Source organism: Arthrobacter sp. TmtSoilC48 (genome assembly GCF_059739425.1).
In genome coordinates, this window is sequence record NZ_AP046049.1 from 852,503 (window position 1) to 872,704 (window position 20,202).

16 protein-coding genes are annotated in these 20,202 nt (G+C 62.4%); 8 read left to right on the forward strand and 8 right to left on the reverse strand.

The window, feature by feature from the left end; genetic code table 11:
- Positions 1-119 precede the first annotated feature (119 nt).
- Positions 120-1,502 (reverse strand): formimidoylglutamate deiminase, encoded by a 1,383-nt coding sequence (locus tag AC6I97_RS04120; RefSeq protein ID WP_497944147.1) that lies wholly within the window; start codon positions 1,500-1,502, stop codon positions 120-122.
- Positions 1,499-2,698, reverse strand: a complete 1,200-nt coding sequence (locus AC6I97_RS04125) for an allantoate amidohydrolase (protein ID WP_497944148.1) — start codon at positions 2,696-2,698, stop codon at positions 1,499-1,501. The genes AC6I97_RS04120 and AC6I97_RS04125 overlap by 4 nt, the downstream gene beginning before the upstream one ends.
- 190 nt (positions 2,699-2,888) lie before the next feature.
- Here AC6I97_RS04125 and AC6I97_RS04130 point away from each other — a divergent pair, with 190 nt between their 5' ends.
- The 7 genes from AC6I97_RS04130 to AC6I97_RS04160 all read left to right on the forward strand — a co-directional run bounded on the left by AC6I97_RS04130 (position 2,889) and on the right by AC6I97_RS04160 (position 10,507).
- A complete protein-coding gene (locus tag AC6I97_RS04130) occupies positions 2,889-3,620 on the forward strand; it encodes an IclR family transcriptional regulator (RefSeq protein ID WP_396133513.1) in 732 nt (243 codons plus the stop codon).
- On the forward strand, positions 3,617-4,720 hold the full coding sequence (locus AC6I97_RS04135; RefSeq protein WP_224093361.1) for an ATP-binding cassette domain-containing protein: 1,104 nt from the start codon (positions 3,617-3,619) through the stop codon (positions 4,718-4,720). The genes AC6I97_RS04130 and AC6I97_RS04135 overlap by 4 nt, the downstream gene beginning before the upstream one ends.
- Positions 4,717-5,367, forward strand: a complete 651-nt coding sequence (locus tag AC6I97_RS04140; RefSeq protein WP_224093363.1) for an ABC transporter permease — start codon at positions 4,717-4,719, stop codon at positions 5,365-5,367. The genes AC6I97_RS04135 and AC6I97_RS04140 overlap by 4 nt, the downstream gene beginning before the upstream one ends.
- Complete coding sequence (locus AC6I97_RS04145) at positions 5,328-6,080, forward strand: ABC transporter permease (protein ID WP_497944149.1); 753 nt, start codon at positions 5,328-5,330, stop codon at positions 6,078-6,080. Before AC6I97_RS04140 ends, AC6I97_RS04145 begins: the two co-directional genes overlap by 40 nt.
- A gap of 100 nt (positions 6,081-6,180) precedes the next feature.
- Complete coding sequence (locus AC6I97_RS04150) at positions 6,181-7,095, forward strand: ABC transporter substrate-binding protein (protein WP_497944150.1); 915 nt, start codon at positions 6,181-6,183, stop codon at positions 7,093-7,095.
- Positions 7,096-7,144: 49 nt separating this feature from the next.
- Entirely contained in the window at positions 7,145-8,869 is a 1,725-nt protein-coding gene (gene hutU / locus AC6I97_RS04155; protein ID WP_497944151.1) for a urocanate hydratase, read from the forward strand.
- Positions 8,870-9,052: 183 nt separating this feature from the next.
- The gene (locus AC6I97_RS04160) at positions 9,053-10,507 is read left to right on the forward strand and encodes an aromatic amino acid ammonia-lyase (RefSeq protein WP_497944152.1); all 1,455 of its coding nucleotides are present in this window, start codon (positions 9,053-9,055) and stop codon (positions 10,505-10,507) included.
- Positions 10,508-10,615: 108 nt separating this feature from the next.
- On the opposite strand, the gene AC6I97_RS04165 is transcribed toward AC6I97_RS04160, so the two are convergent.
- On the reverse strand, positions 10,616-12,268 hold the full coding sequence (locus AC6I97_RS04165) for an MDR family MFS transporter (RefSeq protein ID WP_224165667.1): 1,653 nt from the start codon (positions 12,266-12,268) through the stop codon (positions 10,616-10,618).
- 133 nt (positions 12,269-12,401) lie between these two features.
- Positions 12,402-12,875 (reverse strand): ribonuclease E activity regulator RraA, encoded by a 474-nt coding sequence (rraA, locus tag AC6I97_RS04170; RefSeq protein WP_497944153.1) that lies wholly within the window; start codon positions 12,873-12,875, stop codon positions 12,402-12,404.
- Positions 12,876-13,033: 158 nt separating this feature from the next.
- Between rraA and AC6I97_RS04175 the strand changes: the two genes are divergently transcribed.
- Positions 13,034-14,338, forward strand: coding sequence for an MFS transporter (locus tag AC6I97_RS04175; RefSeq protein WP_497944154.1), 1,305 nt, complete (start codon positions 13,034-13,036; stop codon positions 14,336-14,338).
- A 10-nt stretch (positions 14,339-14,348) separates the two neighbouring features.
- Here the strand turns inward: AC6I97_RS04175 and AC6I97_RS04180 are convergent, their stop codons facing one another.
- The 4 genes from AC6I97_RS04180 to AC6I97_RS04195 all read right to left on the reverse strand — a co-directional run bounded on the left by AC6I97_RS04180 (position 14,349) and on the right by AC6I97_RS04195 (position 20,163).
- A complete protein-coding gene (locus AC6I97_RS04180) occupies positions 14,349-15,587 on the reverse strand; it encodes an FG-GAP repeat domain-containing protein (RefSeq protein WP_497944155.1) in 1,239 nt (412 codons plus the stop codon).
- A gap of 122 nt (positions 15,588-15,709) precedes the next feature.
- Entirely contained in the window at positions 15,710-16,993 is a 1,284-nt protein-coding gene (locus AC6I97_RS04185) for an FG-GAP repeat domain-containing protein (protein WP_497944156.1), read from the reverse strand.
- A 142-nt stretch (positions 16,994-17,135) separates the two neighbouring features.
- Positions 17,136-18,998, reverse strand: a complete 1,863-nt coding sequence (locus AC6I97_RS04190; RefSeq protein ID WP_497944157.1) for an FG-GAP-like repeat-containing protein — start codon at positions 18,996-18,998, stop codon at positions 17,136-17,138.
- Between the two features lie 16 nt (positions 18,999-19,014).
- Positions 19,015-20,163: an FG-GAP repeat domain-containing protein gene (locus AC6I97_RS04195; protein WP_497944158.1), complete on the reverse strand. Its 1,149-nt coding sequence runs from the start codon at positions 20,161-20,163 to the stop codon at positions 19,015-19,017.
- Positions 20,164-20,202: the final 39 nt, after the last annotated feature.

Consider the following 20,202-nt stretch of genomic DNA (forward strand, 5'->3'; position numbering starts at 1 on the left):
AGGCCGGAAGGGTTGCCTTTGGCGCCACTACTTGAACGCAAAGCACGACGGCGGCAGGTGCGTCGCGAGTGGAACGCACCATGCCGCCGTCGGCCCCTTGGAGGAGCTAATGCGTGACGCTAGGACAGCTCTTGCAGCGCCTCCGACAGAAGACTGCCCGGGCTGCCGAGCTGTGTGTGGACGCCGTGCGAGGCTACCAGTTCTCCGGCGATGATGACCTCGGTGACGTCGCTGGAAGTTGCGCTGAATGCCATCTGCAAAGGTCGGGACCCGGCAGTGCGGGTGGATGCCGGATCAATAACCATGAGATCGCAGACTGCGCCGACCTCAAGCCCCGACGCGGCAATGGGCGTAGCCATGGACCGGGCAGCCCCTTCCGTTGCGGCCCGCAGGAGTTCCTGAGGTGAGAACCTTCCCCGCTGTCCTGTGCCCAACCGCTCGCCGTGTTCCAACGTGCGCATTTCAGTCCATGGGTCGATCACCGCATGCTGGTCCGTGCCGAGCGCAATGGCTGCCCCGGCGTCGGCAAGCTCCCGCGCGGGACCTATCCCGTCTGCGAGGTCGGCTTCAGTGCTGGGGCACATGACCACAGTGGCGCCTGCGTTTCCGAGCAGGGCGATGTCATCCTGCGTCAGGTGGGTTGAATGGACGGCGGACAGCCTGCTGGAGAGGAGTCCGTGGCGTTCCAAAAGACCCGCTGGCGTGGTGCCGTAGGCCTCGAGGCAGGCTTGGTTCTCGGCGGGTTGCTCGCTGAGGTGGATGTGAAGGGGGATGTCTTCGGGCAGCTGCCTGGCTACAACTTTGAGGTCTTCCTCCGGGACGGCCCGGACGGAGTGAAGAGCAGCTCCGACGCTGACAAGTTCCCGCGGAAATTGCTGGGCAACAGCTGCCCGGAGTGAGCTTAGGCGATCGAGCCAGGCGTGCACATCCGCATCCCCGAACCTTGCCTGTTCGGGATTGAGGGGCGTACCGATTCCTCCGGCCAGATACAAGGTGTCCAGAAGAGTGAGCCGGATCCCGGCGGACATTGCCGCCCGCGCCAGCGCCAGTTCCATGGCATGGGGTTCCGGGTAGGGCGCACCGTCGGGTTGATGGTGGACATAGTGGAATTCGGCCACGCTGCTGAAGCCGCTAACCACCATTTCAGCAAAGACCGCAGTTGCGAGCTTCTCGTATTTCTCCGGAGTCAGCTCGGATGCGCTTCGGTACATCTGCTCCCGCCACACCCAGAAATCTCCGCGGCCGTCGTGGGTGCGTCCGCGCAGCACCCGATGGAAGGCATGGGAGTGGGCGTTGGCAGCGGCAGGGAAGGTAATTCCGGTCAGCCTCTTGTCGCCGGGCTGCGGTTCAGCTCCGGTGGTAATGCTGGAAATCCGGCCGTTTTGCGTTTCGATGCGTACTCCGGCGGCAGCCGTCAGCGTGGTGGGTCCGGCGGTGCGGTCCTTCGAACCGGCGGAATCGTCTGACGTGATGATGGCCGTTTCGCACCAAAACGCGTTCACAGGAGTCCTTCCAGAACATCCGCGAGGGCAACGGTGCCTGCCGAAGCGTCCTCGTCGGCCACATATTCTTCCGGTGAATGCGAGATTCCGCTGGGATTACGGACAAAGAGCATGGCCGAGGGAACATATCCGGCCAACACGCCGGCGTCGTGCCCCGCGCCGGTTGCCAGGACCGGGGCTCCGGGCAGCAGGCCGCTGATGCGTCGACTCAGCCCCGGGTCAAAGTGCACGGTGTCGCTGTAGGACTCTTCCGTGAGGGTTGCCGTGCACCCTTCGGCTGCGGCGACTTCCTGCGCCGTGCTGTAGATGGCCTCGATAAGGTGAGCCGTCACGGCGTCGTCGGGATGACGGGCATCCAACCATAGATCGACGCGCGAGGCGATCACGTTGGTGCCGCCGGGAACGGGGGTCAAACGGCCGACCGTGGCCCGGGCATCGGGCTGTTTGGCGGCCGTATCGCGAACGGCGACGATGATCTGCGCGGCAGCAACCATAGGATCGGCCCGGTCTGCCATGAGGGTGGTGCCGGCATGGTTTCCTTGGCCGCTGACGCTGATCTTCCAGCGCCCGTGACCCAGGATCGAACTTCCCACCGCGATGGCCGGCCCGTCCTGCCCCAGGCCCTTGCCTTGTTCCACGTGCAATTCAACGAAATCGCCGATCCGCGCCAAGGCCTCAGGATCAGGGCCGACATGCTGGGGATCGAGGCCGTTGTCCCGCGCGACGTCGGCGAAGGTGTTTCCGTCCGCGTCGCGCAGGTTCAGTGCCTTGTCGACGTCGATGGCGCCGGTGAGGAGCCGGGAACCCAAACAGGCCACTCCAAAGCGGGACCCTTCTTCTTCCGGGAAGACCGTGACGGCCAATGAACGCGGCGGCTGAACTCCGCGGGCTTTGAGGAGATCGACGGCGGCGAGCGCGGAAGCGACGCCGAGGGGTCCATCGAAGGCGCCGCCACCAGGGACGGAATCGAGGTGGCTGCCGGTGACGAGGGCGCCATCCTGTGGGTCTCCCCACCAGGCCCAGATGATGCCGTTGCGATCTGTTTCAACGTCCAGGCCGCGGCTTTTTGCCTGGTCAATGAACCAGTGCCTGAGATCAAGTTCGGGTGTCGAGTAGACGGCCCTGGAGTAGCCTCCGCGCACCGCATCGCGGCCCACATCCTGTATTGAGGCAAGGAGCTGATTGACGGTTTCCACGTGTTCCTCCGATTGATGAAGACTGCCACCAAGTAAAAACCAGATGCCACCACATGGCAAGAGTTCGAGCAACTATTAACAGGCTCGAAACCTGTGCGCGCCTTAAAGGAACAAGCGACGTCTCAAATCCCGGAATGTCAAGTAATCTGCAGCCAAGCCTTGCCATTTGATGAAAATTGATTTTTACTTAGTGGCAAGACATGGTGACTTAGACCACTTGAAAGCAGGTCAGGCAGTGGCAGCAGATTCCTCCACCCGCACAGTCGAAAGGGCGTTGGCTCTCCTTAGCGCAGTCTGCACTGACGGCTCCATCAGCCTCAGTGACGCCGCGCGGGTGGTTGACCTTTCTGCCAGCACCGCGCTCCGCCTACTTCGCACTCTGGAAGGCAGCGGTTTCGTGACGCGGGATCCGGGCGGTAATTTCCGGCCGGGAGCCAGCGTCATCCAGCTGGGAGCCCTCGCCTTGGGTCAGGAATCCCTGGTGTCGCTCTGCACGCCGCACATGAAGCGGCTCGTCGCGGAAACCGGCGAGTCCTGTTATTTGAGTATTCCCGGTCCTGGGGAAACCGGGATCTACATCGCCATCGTCGAAGGTACACGCTCTGTCCGGCACACCAGTTGGGTCGGCAGGAGCATCCCACTGGAAGGGTCCGCCGCTGGCAAAGTCCTGACCGGCGGGCAGAACGGCCGCGGTTACGCCATTGTGCGCAGCGGCGTTGAAGACGACATCACTGCTGTTGCCGCGCCCATCGTGATCGGCGGCCGCACTGTGGCTGCCCTCAGCATTGTCGTTCCCAGTTACCGCTTGGACGAGGCGAAGGCCCGGACATTTGGCGAGGAACTCGTGAAGGTAGCGAACAACATCCTCGTGGAACCCGACGGAAACCATGAAGTGCCCCAGGAAAGCATGGAAGAAAAATGATCAAATTTGAAAATGTCACCAAGGCGTACCCCGACGGTACTGTCGCCGTCGATGGCCTCAACCTGGAGGCCCCGACCGGCAAGCTGACCATTCTGGTGGGCCCGTCCGGCTGTGGCAAGACCACCTCGCTGAGGATGATCAACCGCCTCATCGAACCCACCAGCGGCACCATCTATCTTGATGATGAGCCCACCTCCGGCATGGATGCAGCGTTGCTCCGCCGGAGGATCGGATATGTCATCCAGCATGCAGGACTCTTCCCGCACAAGACCATCGTGGACAACGTATCCACCATGCCGGTCCTTCTGGGCGAGAGCCGCCAGAAGGCCCGCACCAAGGCCCTGGAACTCATGGAGCGGGTGGGGTTGCCCGCGAGCTTCGCCAAACGTTACCCATGGCAGCTCTCCGGTGGCCAGCAGCAGCGCGTGGGCGTGGCCCGGGCACTGGCATCTGACCCGGCATTCATGCTCATGGACGAGCCATTCAGTGCCGTGGATCCTGTGGTGCGCGGGCAGTTGCAGGAGGAGTTCCTCCGCCTCCAGCGTGAGATCGGCAAGACCATCATCATGGTCACCCACGACATCGATGAAGCCCTCAAGCTCGGCGACCAGGTTGCCGTGATGCGTGTCGGTGGCAAGCTTGCCCAGATGGCAACGCCGTCGGAGCTTCTCACCTCGCCGGCGGATGAGTTCGTGGCAGACTTCGTGGGCCGTGACCGGGGCTATCGCTCCCTCGGTTTCACGAAGGCCGGCAGTGTGGCCATCGGTGAGGAAGCTGTGGTTCAGCTCGGCGCTTCCGGAGAAGAGGCCCGCGCCAAGGCTTCGGGTGCGTGGGTGTTGGTAGTCGACGGCGGCCGGAAGCCTCTTGGGTGGGCCCAGCCCGAACTTCTCAACGGTGAGCTCAAGCGTGAAAACCTGAACCTTAGCGGCATCCCGGCAGCTGCCTCGGGAACGATGCGCCAACTGCTGGACGCTGCACTCTCCTCGCCCAGCCGCCGCGGTGTCGTTGTCAACGAGCATGGTGAGCTGATCGGAACCGTGACAGCCACCGACGTCGTCAAGGCCATCGAGGCTGAACCACACCTGGAGACGGCCCGATGAACTTTGAGTGGCTGGGCCGCCAGTTCGACAACATTGTTTTCCTTCTCGGCTGGCACGTCCTGCTGGCCGTCATCCCCTTGGTCCTTGGTCTACTGATCGCCTTGCCCCTGGGCTGGTGGGCACACCGGAGCCGCAGGATCTATCCGCTGCTGGTGGGCGTCGCAGGACTCCTGTACACCGTTCCGTCCCTTGCGCTGTTCGTGTTGCTGCCGCTGGTCCTTGGCACGAAAATCCTGGACCCGCTGAACATCGTGGCGGCGTTGACCATCTACACGGTTGCGCTGCTGGTGCGGGTCGTGGCAGATGCCCTGGACTCCGTCCCTGAAGACACCGTCCAGGCTGCCAAGGCGATGGGCTACCGCGGGTACCAGAGCCTCCTGAAGGTAGAGCTGCCCGTGGGCGTACCCGTTATCTGCGCGGGCCTTCGCGTGGCCGCTGTATCCAACGTCAGCCTGGTCTCCGTTGCCGCACTGTTGGGTATCCCGCAGCTCGGCTCCCTGTTTACGCAGGGCTTCCAGCTCCGCTTCTTTACGCCGATCATCGCCGGCATCGTGCTCTGCGTGATTCTGGCCATGATCCTGGACGGGCTGATCATCCTTCTCAACCGGTGGCTGACACCGTGGACCCCCAAGGTGGTGGCATCGTGAACTACTTGTTCGACCCCGCGCACTGGAACGGCGCAGACGGCATCCCGACCCTGATCGGTGAGCACCTCCTCTACTCCCTGATCGCTCTGGCTATCGCTGCCGTTATCGCCGTTCCCCTGGGAATCTACATTGGCGTAACCGGCAAGGGCGTGTTCATGATCGCCGGCCTGGCCAATGCCTTGCGCGCCCTGCCGAGCGTCGGCCTGCTGATCCTTTTGGTTCTGCTCATTTCGCCCGCGTTCCCATCGAGGATGGGCTACATCCTGCCAAGCCTCATCGTCCTGGTACTCCTTGCGGTGCCTCCGATCCTGACCAACACCTATGCCGGCGTGCGCGCAGTGGATGCTGCCGCCGTCGACGCCGCCCGGGGCATGGGCTTCCGCACCATGAAGATCCTTACGGATGTCCAGTTGCCGTGTTCGCTTCCGCTGGTTTTGTCTGGTGTCCGCAGCGCACTGCTGCAGATTATCTCGACCGCGACCATCGCAGCATACATTTCGCTTGGCGGCCTGGGCCGGCTCCTGATCGACGGGAAGGCCCAAAATGACTACAGCCAAATGGTCGCCGGCGCTGTCCTCGTTGCTTTGCTGGCCCTGTTCTTCGACCAGCTCCTCGCTTTCATCACCCGCCGCGTTGTCTCACCCGGACTGACACGGCGAACCATCAAGTCGGTTCCAGTAGCCGAACCCGTGAAGACCCCCGTCACGGTCTAAGCAACACACTGCGCTGGACTTCCAGCACGCAAGAATCACCTCCACCCACCCCCCACCTGGCCACTGCATGCCCTGTAAGCGCCATTTCAGGAGAGTTGACATGAAGAAGTACTTGACCGGTTTCACCCTGGCGGCCGTCGCCGCCATCACCCTGAGCGCCTGTGGCGGCGGGGACCCTATGAGCACGTCCAACACCGCGGCGGCAGGAGGCTCCGGCGACAGCATCATTGTCGGTTCGGCTGACTTCCCCGAGAGCCAGCTGATCGCCAAGATCTACGCCGAGGCCCTCAAAGCCAAGGGTGTCAATGTCACGGAAAAGCCCAGCATTGGCAGCCGCGAGGTCACGATCCCTGCACTCAAGGACGGCTCCATCGACCTCATGCCGGAGTACGGCGGTGCGCTCCTCCAATACCTCGATTCCGCCACCAAGGCAGTATCGTCCGAGGAAGTCACCAAAGAACTGGCCACCAAAATCCCCTCTGGCCTGACGGTTCTGACGGCTTCGGAAGCGGAGGATAAGGACGTCCTCACTGTGAAGAAGGACATCGCCGACCAGTACAAGCTGAAGACCATCGAGGACCTCCAGCCGGTCGCCAAGGAACTCGTCCTGGGCGGGCCGCCGGAGTGGAAGACCCGCCTCAACGGCGTTGCCGGCCTGAAGTCCGTCTACAACCTTGAGTTCAAGGAATTCTCAGCGCTCGACGCCGGAGGGCCGCTGACGCTGAATGCCCTGCTTTCCGGCCAGGTACAGGTAGCTGACCTCTTCAGCACCGATCCCGCGCTGGCCGAGAACAACCTGGTGGCGCTTGAGGACAACAAGAACCTCTTCCTGTCCGAGAACATCCTGCCGGTCATCAACCAGAAGAAGTCCACGGATACCGTGAAGGAAACACTGGACAAGGTCTCTGCTGCGCTCACCACTGAGGACCTCATCAAGATGAACGGCCGCGTAGCGAAGTTTGAGGACATCGGCGAGATCGCCAAGGAATGGCTCAAGAGCAAGAACCTGGGCTAAAGCCGGCCCTCGTGCTTCCGCTGGTTTGCAGGATTTATAGGAGTAAAGAATGACTGCCGATTTCACTTCTGGTGCCCGTCCGGTTAAGGCCGCGCGGGGTACTGAGCTTACTGCCAAGTCGTGGCAGACCGAGGCGCCGTTGCGCATGTTGATGAATAACCTGGATCCGGAGGTTGCTGAGCGTCCGGATGATTTGGTGGTGTACGGGGGTACGGGCCGTGCGGTGCGTTCCTGGGCTGCGTTTGATGCGATCACCCGCACCCTGGAAACGATGGAGAAGGACGAGACCCTGCTGGTGCAGTCGGGCAAGCCGGTGGGTGTGTTCCGTACCCATGAGTGGGCTCCGCGGGTGTTGCTGGCGAACTCGAACCTGGTGGGGGACTGGGCGACGTGGCCGGAGTTCCGCCGCCTGGAGGCTGAGGGTTTGATGATGTACGGGCAGATGACTGCCGGGTCCTGGATTTACATCGGCACGCAGGGCATCCTGCAGGGCACGTATGAGACGTTCGCCGCGGTGGGCAACAAACTCAAGGCGGAGGGACGCCACCCGGCACCCGCCGCGGAGGGCTCGTCCGAGGGTCCCCTGGCCGGGACGCTGACCCTGACTGGTGGGTGTGGCGGGATGGGTGGTGCGCAGCCGCTGGCGGTGACGTTGAATGATGGTGCGTGCCTGATCGTGGATGTGGACGAGACCCGTTTGCGTCGCCGGGCGGGCAAGCGGTACCTGGACGAGGTTGAAACGGATCTGGACGCGGCGATCGCGAAGGTCCAGGCCGCGAAGGCCGAGCGCCGTGGCTGGTCGGTGGGGTATGTGGGCAACGCCGCTGAGGTGTTCCCGGAACTGCTCCGCCGCCACAAGGCCGGGGACGTGACCTTCGATGTGGTCACCGACCAGACATCCGCGCATGACCCGTTGTCGTACCTGCCGGAGGGTATCACCGTGGCGGAGTGGCACACCGAGGCTGAGGCTGATCCGGAAGGGTTCACGAAGAAGGCCCAGGCCTCGATGGCCCGGCAGGTGCAGGCGATGGTGGAGTTCCAGGACGCCGGGGCGGAGGTGTTTGATTACGGCAACTCGATCCGTGATGAGGCACGCAAGGGCGGCTACGAGCGGGCGTTTGAGTTCCCGGGTTTCGTCCCGGCGTACATCCGTCCGTTGTTCTGCGAGGGCCTGGGCCCGTTCCGCTGGGTCGCGCTGTCCGGGGACCCGGAAGACATTAGGGTCACGGACGAGGCGATCAAGGAGTTGTTCCCGGAGAACAAGCACCTGCACAAGTGGATCGATGCGGCCCAGGAGCGGGTGGAGTTCGAGGGCTTGCCGGCGCGTATTTGCTGGCTCGGGTACGGCGAACGGGCCAAGGCCGGTCTGCTGTTCAACCAGTTGGTGGCCGAGGGCAAGGTCAAGGCCCCGATTGTGATCGGTCGTGACCACCTGGACTCCGGTTCGGTGGCGTCCCCGTACCGGGAGACCGAGTCCATGGCCGACGGGTCCGACGCGATTGCTGACTGGCCGTTGCTGAACGCGCTGATCAATACCTCTTCGGGTGCTACCTGGGTTTCGATTCACCACGGTGGCGGGGTGGGTATCGGCCGGTCCCTGCACGCCGGGCAGGTTTCCGTCGCTGACGGCACGGACCTGGCCGCGGAGAAGCTCGAGCGGCTCCTGACCAACGACCCCGGCATGGGCGTGATCCGCCACGTCGACGCCGGCTACGACCGCGCCGTCGAAGTCGCCAACGAACGCGGCGTCCGCATCCCCATGAACGAAAAGTAGGCAACAAAGTGACTCTGACTACCCACGAACCCCTGACCGTTACCCTCGGTTCCAGTGGCGTGACCCCAGAAAGCAAGTAAGCCCACCATCCCCAACTAGGTAGCAGCAGATGTCGTTTTGAGGGCTGAAAACGGCATCAGCTGCTACCTGGTTGGTGGACCGAATTCACGAAGGGATCATTCCATGGTCGAGATCGACGGACGACGCCTTGGGCTTGCCGAGATCGTGGCAATTGCCGCTGGCGGCGAGAAGGTGGTTCTTGCGCAGTCGGCGATCCAACGCATGGCCGCCTCGCAGCGCTCAGCCCGGGCAACGGCACAGACACGTCCGGTTTATGGGCGCTCCACTGGTGTGGGGGCTAACCGTTCCGTAACCCTGGATACATCGGATGCGTCCGCCGACCAACACGGACTCAACTTGCTTCGGAGCCATGCGGTGGATGCCGGACGAGCCCTTGACCGCGAAACGGTGAGGGCCATGCTGGTGGTCAGAGCGTCCCAGCTGGCGGCTGGGGCATCTGGAATCAACCCGGACCTGGTCGAGGCCGTTGTGCAGATGCTGAACGCGGATACCCTGCCCGAAGTGCGGGAATTTGGCGGTATTGGCACAGCAGACCTGCCGGCTCTGGCAGGAACCGCGTTAACACTCCTGGGTGAGCGTCCCACGATGGATGGCACGCCGGTGCCGAAGGCGTTGGATTCCTGGCCTACTGAAGACGCGCTTCCGTTCATCAGTTCCAGCGCCCTCACCATCGGGCAGGCGATCCTGGCTCACCAGAAGCTGGTCACGATGATGGAGAACCTGACCACCATCAGTGCTCTGTCGTTCACGGCCATGTCCGGCAACCCGGAAGCGTTCGGCACCGAAGTCGCAAAGGCCACTGAATCGGACGCCATGGCTGATGTCGCTGCGACCCTGCAGGAATTGGTGGCTGGATCCGGCAAGCCTGCAAGGATTCAGGATCCGTACTGCTTGCGCATGTTGCCGCACTCTCTGGGGGCGGTCATGGAAGAACTCGAATCGATGAGGATCACTTTGGAGCGCTTGTCCGTAGCGGGCCACGAGAACCCTATGGTCTTTGGCTCAGTGGAAGATGGCACCAACGGCGTGTCGCATCACGGCCTGTTCCATATGTCCACACTGGCCCGGCGCATCGATGCCCTGCAGGTGGCCCTTGGGGCGGCGTGTACTACGACGTTGGGCAGGATCACCCGTCTCTGCGATCCCACTTTCACCGGCCTCCACCGATTCCTGGCAGGCAACGATGCAGGCCAGTCCGGAGTCATGATGCTGGAGTACGTCGCCGCTGCAGCGGTAGGCCGTATTCGCGCCAACGCCCAGCCCGTAAGCCTGCAAACCGTCAACTTGTCCTTGGGCGCTGAGGAAGACGCGAGCTTCGCAACTCTTGGTGCGGCGCAGTTGGAGTCCACTGCGCACGCATTGGCGACCGTCGCCGGCGTCGAGCTTCTTTGTGCGTCACGTGCGCTCCGCGCGCAAGGCAGGCGTCCGGGCGCATTCAGCAGCCCCAGGCTGCGAGCCATGATGGAGGCAGGCTTCACCTTGCCATCCGACGTTCAGGACCGCGACTTGCGCGATGACCTTGAGCAGGCGCAACGCCTTGTCCAGGACTCGTACTGATCTCAAGCCCTGAAATGCACTGACACCGAACGACAATGGCTTCAAAACAAGAACGGCAGGCAATCCTCGGACTGCCTGCCGTTCTTGTCGTGAAGGAGCACATACCGCTTAGTGCGCCGGGACGGATTCCTTGGCTGCTGCCTTCGGGTCCATGAGCTTCTTGTTGGGCAACGCGAAGCTGATGAGGAACGCGATCAGCATCAGGCCAGCTGCTGTGAGCATCACAGTGTCAATTGCCTGTGCGAAGCCCTCGGTTATTGGCCGGGTGAGGGTGCTGTTGGCCGCGTGCAGCCAACTTGTGTCGTTCAGGGAATCGTTGGTGGCGCCATTCTTGAAGAAATCGAAGAGTTTGGCATTTGCGGGATCTGCGGCCACGGCCGGATCCTTCATGACCGCTTGGTAGTCCGGGCTGGAAGCTGCGGTCTTCATGCCATCGGCGATCTTGTCCGCTGCCAGGCTGAACAGCATGGAGATGAACACGGCCGTGCCCACAGCCCCACCCATGGAACGGAAGAACGCCGCAGTAGAGGTTCCGACGCCCATGTCCTTGGGCGGCACCGATACCTGCATGGCAAGTGTCAGCGGCTGCATGCAGAAGCCCAAGCCGACGCCGAAGAACACGGCGATGAGTCCGGGAACCCAAAGGCCAGTGTCCACGCCGAGCACCAGACCCATCACAGCGGCTGCGCCAGTCAGGATTGCCGTACCGAGGATGGGGAAGATTCTGTAAACGCCCGACGACGAGATGGTGCGGCCGGCGCTGATGGAACCGAACAGGATGCCCACGGTGAACGTGATCATCATGAGGCCCGCTTCGGTGGGGGTCAGGCCCTTCACCAGCTGCAGGTACATGGGCAGCATGGCGATAGCACCGAACATGCCGATACCGATGATGAAGTTCAGCAGGGATGACAAACCGAAGGTTGCGTTCTTAAAGAGACGCAAGGGGATCAAAGCGTAGTCCCCGGCCCGCATCTCTGCGAACAGGAACGCCACGATGCCGACGACGCCAAGGCCATAACACAGCCAGGATGCGCCCGATGCCCAACCCCAGGACCGCCCCTGCTCGGCTACAAGAAGGAGCGGAACGATTGCCAGGGTGATGGCTGCCGCGCCCCAATAGTCGATCTTCTGCTTCACGTGCCGTGCAGGCAGGTGAAGGAACATGAACACCACAGTGAGTGCCGCAAGGCCAATGGGAAGGTTGATGAAGAATACCCAGCGCCAGCCGTCGAAGCCCAGGATGGTCGATGTTCCCGCGAAAGCGCCGCCGATGACAGGACCGAGGACGGAGGAGATACCGAATACGGACATGAAGTAGCCCTGGTATTTGGCCCGGTCCTTCAGAGCAACGATGTCGCCGATGATTGTCAGTGCCAGCGCCAAAAGGCCACCTGCGCCCAGGCCCTGCACGCCACGGGCGATGGCAAGCTCCGTCATGGAATGGACGGACCCGGCATAGAGGGATCCGGCCAGGAAGATCAGGATGGCTGCCAGGTACAGCGGACGGCGCCCGAAGATGTCACTGAGCTTGCCGTAGAGCGGCGTACTCACAGTAGAAGTGATGAGGTAGGCGGTAGTTGCCCATGCCTGGAGTGACAAGCCGTCGAGGTCATTGGCGATGGTGTAGATGGACGTGGACACAATGGTCTGGTCCAGTGAGGACAGGAACATGCCGAGCATGAGTCCCACCATGACGGTGAGCGTCTGACGATGCGTCAGGACCTCGCCGGCGGCCCGGACGGGCGCAGATTTGGACATATCTTCTCCAGAGGTGGCAGAAAAGTGGATTTTAAGCAGGATAGTTGCTTTCAGTAACTATCCTAATGCCTGTTTGATTCCCGGAAGAAGAATGTTTCTTGAACAACCTTCGTAAGTCGGCCAGTCCCAGGGGTTAGCGTTCCACGAGAATGCCATCCGGGTCGCTGTAGATCATTACTCCGGGTTGGATTCTCACGCGGTCGATCACCAGCTGGATATCAACCTCACCGACACCCGTCTTTGCGCTCTTCTTCGGGTTGCTGCCCAGCGCCTTGATGCCCAGCGGGAGGCGGGCGAGTGCTTCCCGATCCCTGATGGCTCCGTTAATAATGACGCCGGCCCAACCATTGGCCACCGCGCTTTCAGCGATCATGTCCCCCATGAGGGCAGTCCTCAATGATCCCTGACCATCAACCACCAGAACGGCTCCTTCGCCGGGCGTCCCAAGGACTGTCTTCACCAGGGCGTTGTCCTCGAAGCACCTGATAGTACGTACCTGTCCACTGAAGTGCGTGTGACCGCCGAGGTTCTGGAACTGGACAGCAACCGATTCCAATTCCTCGCCCCGATCGTCATAGAGATCAGCTGTATTAATCTGCTCGTTCATGTCCTTCTCCTCACTACGTTTGAGGCCACACTAACGCGTGCGCCAGGTAAGCGGCACGGACCGTCGAGGGCTATGTGGATAACTGACATGAACTTAGGTTCCATGCCCTCCACCCGCGCTAATCTGAATCCAGACGTTGAAACTAGGGGGAACCTGCCATGAGCCTGTCCGACCTGCCCGGTCCTGTGCCGGATCCTGCCATAGTCCGGGGCGGCACGGCCACTGCCCTCGCCGAACCAGTGGACCGTGTCCGCGCACTGTGGATTACTGGCGTCGTGCTCATCAACGTGGGCATCAATGCGGCGTTCTTCGGCCCCATCCAGGTGCTGTTGGGCCAGCAGGCGGCTCACTTCGATGAGGAACAAAAGGAAGCGATCCTGGCGCTGGTAACGGGTTGCGGCGCCGCCGTCTCGTTGGTTGCCAACCCCTTGTTCGGGGCGTTCAGCGACCGGACTGTCTCCCGCTTCGGACGTCGCGTTCCGTGGGTCCTCGTAGGAGCAATCCTGGGCGCTGTAGCACTCGTAGGACTGGCGGGAGCGCCGAACGTCGCGGTCATGACGGTGCTGTGGTGCTTGGTGCAGGCCGGATGCAACGGTGCTTACGCTGCCATTACAGCTGCGATTCCAGACCGCGTTCCAGTGCCGCAACGTGGCACGGTCGGTGGTTTGGCAGCGATGGGACAGACAGTTGGCATCCTGGCCGGCGCGGTGATTGCCGCCGTCGTAGCGGGAAACTTTGCTGCCGGGTACCTGGTGTGTGCAGCGGCGCTGCTTGCCGGCGTCGTGCTTTATCTTTTCAAGAATGACGACCAGCCGCTTCCAGCCCAGGCCCGCCCACCGTTCAGCCTTGCGCGGTTTTTCCAGGGCTTTTGGGTTTCGCCAGCACGCTATCCCGATTTCGCCTGGGCTTGGCTGACGCGACTGTTGGTAAACATTGGCAACCACATGGTCACCCTCTATCTCCTGTTCTTCCTCAGCGATGCCGTGCATGTGAAAGAAACCGAGGGCATCGAACCCGCGATCGGAGTGCTAATCCTGACAGGCCTGTATGCGGTCATGGTGATTATCACCAGCGTGATCGGCGGAGCTTTGAGCGACCGGATGGGCAAACGGAAGCCTTTGGTGATCGCGTCGTCCGTGATCATCGCCGTGGCGTCCTTGATTCTCGGTTTTGCGCCGACGTGGGCCGGTGCCATCACGGGGGCACTGGTCCTGGGCCTCGGCTTTGGAGCCTATCTTGCCGTGGACTTCGCACTGATCACCCAGGTCCTGCCGACGGCACTGGACCGTGGCAGGGACCTGGGCGTGATCAACGTGGCAAACTCGCTCCCGCAAGTCATCGCCCCGCTTATCGCATTCCCGTTCGTCACGTATTTGGGCGGCTACGTCTCGCTGTATGTAGCCGCCGCGGTCATCGGTCTGCTGGGTGCTGTGTTCGTGATCAAGATCAAGAGCGTGGCGTAAGCCTAGAGGCCTAGAAGACGGCCGTGAAGCCGCCCCAGCCCCAGCCGACGACCGGCGAGCCTTTCCATCGGTAGCCGGAGATGCCGGAACCCGCGAGTCCGGTTGTGTCTCCGAGATACATCGTGAGCCGGCCACTGTTATCAATTCCGTAAACGTCGGAATCACCGTCTCCGTTGAAGTCGCCTGCGACCCCAAAACGAGCAACGGTCTCCCAGCCCCAGCCGATGGAACCGGCGAATCCACCAGGCAGGCCGTATTCCTCAAACCATCCGTTTCGGTTTGTCGTGCGCACTTCAAGATTTCCCCAGAAGGGACGGGTCAGAACCACGAGATCTGATGTTCCGAGAAAGTGTCCAGCACCAACGGCGTAGTAGCCCTCCCACCCCTGGCCGATTTTGCGTGGTTGTAGCCAACCCCCGCGCCCATTGCCGGGATACAGGAAGATGTTGCCTGCTGTGTCCTTGGCGAGTATGTCATTAGTGCCATCACCGTTGAAGTCTCCGGGGGCGATCAGATCAGCAAAGCCCTGCCACCCCTGGCCGACCTGTAAGGCTTGCTTCCACCCGCCGGAGCCGTTGCCCTGGTAAAGGAACAAGCGGCCGGAATTATCGCGAGCCAGAACGTCTACCGTGCCATCGCCATCAAAGTCACCGGGAGACACCAGAAGGTTGAAGTTGTTCCAACCCCAGCCGATTACCTGTGGCGCTTGCCAGTTGCCCCGCCCGTCCGTGGGGTACAGCAGGAGCCTTCCGGAGGCGTCGCGGGCAAAGATATCCAGTGTTCCGTCGCCATTGAATCCGCGGGCACGGGCGGCGGCTGCTACCCTCAGCGGATTGCGTGCCTGCACCGTGAGCTGGGAGTCGGCGTCGTAGATGATGGTGACGTATGCGGCTATCACCCGTCCAAGGTCAGCGGCGGTTGCGCGGTAGGTGGTACTCGTTGCACCGGGGATTACAGCTCCGTCTCTCGTCCAAGAGAATGAAACGGAAGGAGAACCGCCGTCAGGTGACACGTGGGCAAAGGTCCGCGAGATGTCCAACTTCAGCAAGCCGCCGACTGTTGGATCGCCGCCCAGTTGGGGTGTTCCGTTGATGTAGACGTAGCGGGTTGGTGCGGCAATTGCAGGTGCGACGGCCTGCGCCGGGAGTGCCGGAGCTACGAGCAGACCTGTCACAACGGATGCGGCCAGGACCGAAAGCCAACGCTGGCGCCTGCGCGCGGTGGGGGGCAAAGGAGTGCTGGTATGCAAGGGATTCCTCCAAAAAGAAGGCTGGCCTGCTGGCCAACCCGGATCATTAACAATGAACTTGGCGGGGGCCTCGTCCTAATCGATTCGGACGAGGCCCCCGCCTAACGGCCTGACGCCGGACTCTAGAAAACAGCGTTGAAGCCGCCCCAGCCCCACCCAACTACAGCGGAGCCCTTCCACCCGCCTGAGCCGTTGCCGTAGTACATGCGCATCTGGCCGGAGGTGTCGATGCCCCAGACATCGTTGGCGCCGTCGCCGTCGAAATCGCCGGCACCGCCGAGCTTGGTGATAGCGTTCCAGCCCTGGCCGATCACGCGGCTGCCAGTCCAGCCGCTGTGGCCATTGCCACCGTAGAACACGAGGTTTCCCGCGCCGTCACGGGCCAGGACATCAGGCTGGTGGTCGCCGTCGAAATCACCAGGGGAGAACACCGAAGTCATGCCGCCCCATCCCCAGCCGACTGTCGAGGCAGCCAGGAAGCCGCCGTGGCCGTTGCCCGGGTACAGCACGAGCTCACCGGAAGACTTGCGGGCAAGGAGGTCGTTGTTGCCGTCTCCACTAAAGTCGCCTGCCGCGAAGATGGTGCTGAAGATCCCCCAGCCCCAACCGATCTGCTGTCGCGGGTACCAACCACCATGCCAGCCAGCTGGGTAGAGGAAGAGCGAACCGGAACTGTCGCGGGCAATGACGTCATTCTCGCCGTCGTTGTTGAAGTCGCCGGCAGCGAACATCGTGTTGAAGATGTTCCACCCCGAGCCGACTTCATATGCCTGCTGCCAGGTGCCGTTTCCGCCGGTCGGGAACAGGCCGAGTCGCCCCCAGGAGTCCCGGACGAACAGGCTCATCGTGTACGAATCCCAATATTCGGCACGGTAGAAGCCGGACGTGTGGGGACGATCGATGTCTACGGGAGTCACGTAGTTGAAGTCCAAGGCGTCCAAGGCCACAGCCGCGGTTCCGGAGGCGGGGAGGTTGCCGGGATTGTGGATCAAGGAACCGTCGCGCCAGTAACCTACTTCCTGGCCGGCTGCGGTTTGAATCTGCATGTACTGGGCAAGGTAGGTTCCCGGCGGGGTCCCCTGTGCAAAGAAGACGTCGAACGAGTACGTCGAATCAGCGGAACTGTACGAGCCCTGCGTCATCGTCGTGTGGAGTTTACCCGTTGCTGTATTCCGGAACAGGACGTAGACGTCGGTAATCGGACCGGATGCCTGGAAGGTAACGCGCGATGTTGCCTGCCCTCCAGCGCCGATCGCGTCTGGCGTCGTGGATACCGCCACAGGTACCGGCGCGAAGGTGTCATCAGCATGTGCTGCGGGTGCCAGACCCAGCCCGCCGACCAAAATAACGCTGCCCATAAATGCGGCCAGCAAGCTGCGCACGCGGCGCAGAGGAGTGCTCCCCATGGTTCCCCCAAATTAGGCCGGTCGCAGATGGCCGGCGGGTGTAAGTGACTTGAGAGTACATGGCGACACAGAAAGTCTGGGAATTTGCTGGCAAAAATTCACGCGAAAGACAAGTCAAACTCAAAACGCAACCAAAATCGGCTTAGAAAACCGCCGTGAACCCGCCCCAGCCCCAGCCAACGACTCCCGCGCCTTTCCATCCACCGATGCCGCTGCCGTAGTACATGTTCAGTTGGCCGCCGGCGTCGATGGCCCAAACGTCGTTGAAGCCGTCTCCGTTGAAATCTCCGGCCCCACCAATGCGTGACATGACGTTCCAGCCTGTGCCGATGGACCGGGCAGTGGTCCATCCGCCGTTGCCGTTGCCACCGTAGAGCCGTAGGTTTCCTGCGCTGTCACGGCCCAGGACATCAGGGTTGCCGTCACCGTCGAAGTCGCCGGGCGAGAAGACCTCGCTGAGGGCGTCCCACCCTTGGCCTACGGCGCCAGGGGATTTGAAGCCGCCTGTCCCGTTGCCGGGGTAGAGCACCAGGGCGCCCAAAGGCGTGCGGGCAAGGACATCGTTGTTGCCATCGCCCGAGAAGTCGCCTGCGGCGATGATCGAATCGAAGACGTCCCATCCCCAGCCGATCTGCTTGCGCGGAAGCCAGCCGCCGGTCCCGTTGCCCGGGTATAGGAACAGCGATCCATCGTGGTCCTTTGCGATGACGTCATTGAAGCCGTCTCCGTTAAAGTCGCCCGCGTTGAAGGCGGTGTCGAACACGTCCCAACCAAAGCCGATGGTCCGCGGAGCTTGCCAGCGGGCCGCGCCGTCGGTGGGGTACAGGAGCAGGTTCGCCGCAGCATCGCGCGCGAACAGGTCAATGGAGGCCCCGGCGTCGAAACCTGTTGTGTGCGGTTTGTTTCGAACTACGGAGCGGCCGAAAACCGTAAACGGACGCGTGGCCGTCACTGGATTGCCCGCTTGGACTACTGCCCGGAAGCCGACGACGGCGCCACGGTCCGCTGCCTGAAGGGTGTAAGTCTTCGACGTGGCACCGCTGATCGCGGTACCGTTGCGCACCCATTCGTACCTGACGATGACGGGGCCGCCGAGTGTCCCGCCGGAGACGCTGCCCTCGTTGAAGACGCCGGTGAGCTTCTCTCCGATGATCAGCTTGCCTTGGAGTGTGGGAGCGGTAGCTGTGATGGGTGACGTGGGTGTCAGTGGGAGCGAGGATGCCGACACAGCCCGGAAGCCTGCCCTTGTGGCCGTGACCCGCACTGACAGGGTCTGGTCCAGGTCTGCTTCTGCGATGCGGTAATTGCTGAGCGTGGCTCCAGGGATCGGCTGGCCGTTGCGCAGCCATTGGTAGGCGAAGCCGGTGGGCGGTTGGGCCCAGGAGCCGTTGTCCGTGGTCAGCACTTGGTCGTAGCGTGCCACGCCTGTGATGGTTGGTGGCTTGATATTTGGATTGTCCACCAGTGGGAAGCCGGGATTGTTGACGGCGAAGTCGACGCCGTCCAAGGCCCCTGGCCGCTGCGTTGGTGCTTCCAGTCCTTGCGAAAGGAAGATGATGTTGCCATCGCGCCCGTAGCGGACTATGCCCTGGCCCAAGGGGAGCATGATGTTGACGCTGAGGAGTTTGTAGCGCCCGGTTCGCTGGAAGGCGCTCCCGTCCACCGGCAGTTTGGCTTGCGCGCTGTAGGGCCCGGACAGCTGGCTGGCAGGTCCGTAGAGGGTGGCCTGCTCCAGGGTGTCCTCATTGACGTAGGTGAAACCTACTTCCTTCGCGGGACCGCTCAGTGTGAAGGACAAGGAGACAATGCTTCCGGGACCCGCCGTTGCCGCCGACGTCCGGGTAACCACGGTGGGAAGCGGGACGATTGTTCCCGCAGCTGTAGCGCGGGGCGGCGGGACTGCAATTGCCAGCGCAGAGCAGAGGAGGATGGCTAGAAGGATGTGAAAACCCGACCGTACCGAGTGCACAAAAGGCGCTGGGCGCACGGAAGAAAAAGTCGTCATGGTCTCCCCCAACCCCCTAGAACAAGGCGTTAAAACCGCCCCAGCCCCAGCCGATGGTTTGGGCGCCGTTCCAGCCGCCGTCGCCGTCGCCGTAGTACGCCAGCAGCTGGCCGGATCCGTCCACTGCATAGACGTCCACATTGCCGTTGCCGTCGATGTCGCCGGCGGCGCCAATGGCTGCCATGCCGTTCCAACCTTGACCGATCACGGCCATGCCTGCCCAGCCGCCGCTGCCGTTGCCCTTGTACAGGCGCAGGCTGCCGGCGGAGTCCCTCGCCAGGATGTCCACGTTGTAGTCGCCGTCGAAGTCGCCCGGCGTGATGATCTGGTTGACCACGTTCCAACCACTGCCGGCCAATGAACGGTTCAGCCAGCCGCCGCTGCCGTTGCCGGGGTAGAGATAAAGCAGTCCGCCGGAATCACGGGCGAGGATGTCGTTGTTGCCGTCGCCGTTGAAGTCGCCGGGGGAGACGATCGACGTAAAGCTGTTCCATCCGCTGCCCACTTGGCGTCCGGCAAGGAAGCCGCCGTCCCCAGTACCTGCGTAGAGGAAGAGCCTTCCGGAGGAGTCCTTCGCAAGGATGTCGTTGGTGCCGTCACCGTTGAAGTCGCCGGGGGAGAGGACCGTGCTGAACCCGTTCCAGCCGGAACCAACGGTCCGGGGGGCTTCCCAGGCGCCGCCAATCCGGGGATACAGCATGAGGGTGCCATCCGTGCGGCGGGCCAGCATCTCATAGGCGCCCCGACCGGTGAAGCCGTTGGCCCTGTTGGATGCTGAGATGGGCGCTGTTTCCTGGCTGGAGACTTCCTGCGGTTCACACCCGTTTTGGCTGGCTGCGACATGGGCGGCGATGGTCTTGCCGCGGTCTTCTTCGCCGAGCTTGTAGTTCCACCACTCCCAGTGGTCCCCCGCTCGAACACCGTCGCGGGTCCAGTAAATCTGGTAGTCAGGGCCTGCCGCGGCGCCGCAGCCACGGTAAGAGTCGGGATCGATCTCCAGTGTGAGCGTTGAGCCAACAAACGGCGCACCGTGAACCACGGGATCTGCGGGGTCCATGGTTGCCATGGCAGGTGCCGGGGCGAAAGCGACGGCGGCAATAAGCGCAGCCGCAATTCCGGCTACCGCTCGGCGCACGCCTGATACACGGCATGATAGAGCGTTCATTGTGTCCTCCCCAGACTTATGCGGCTAATCTTACCGCGG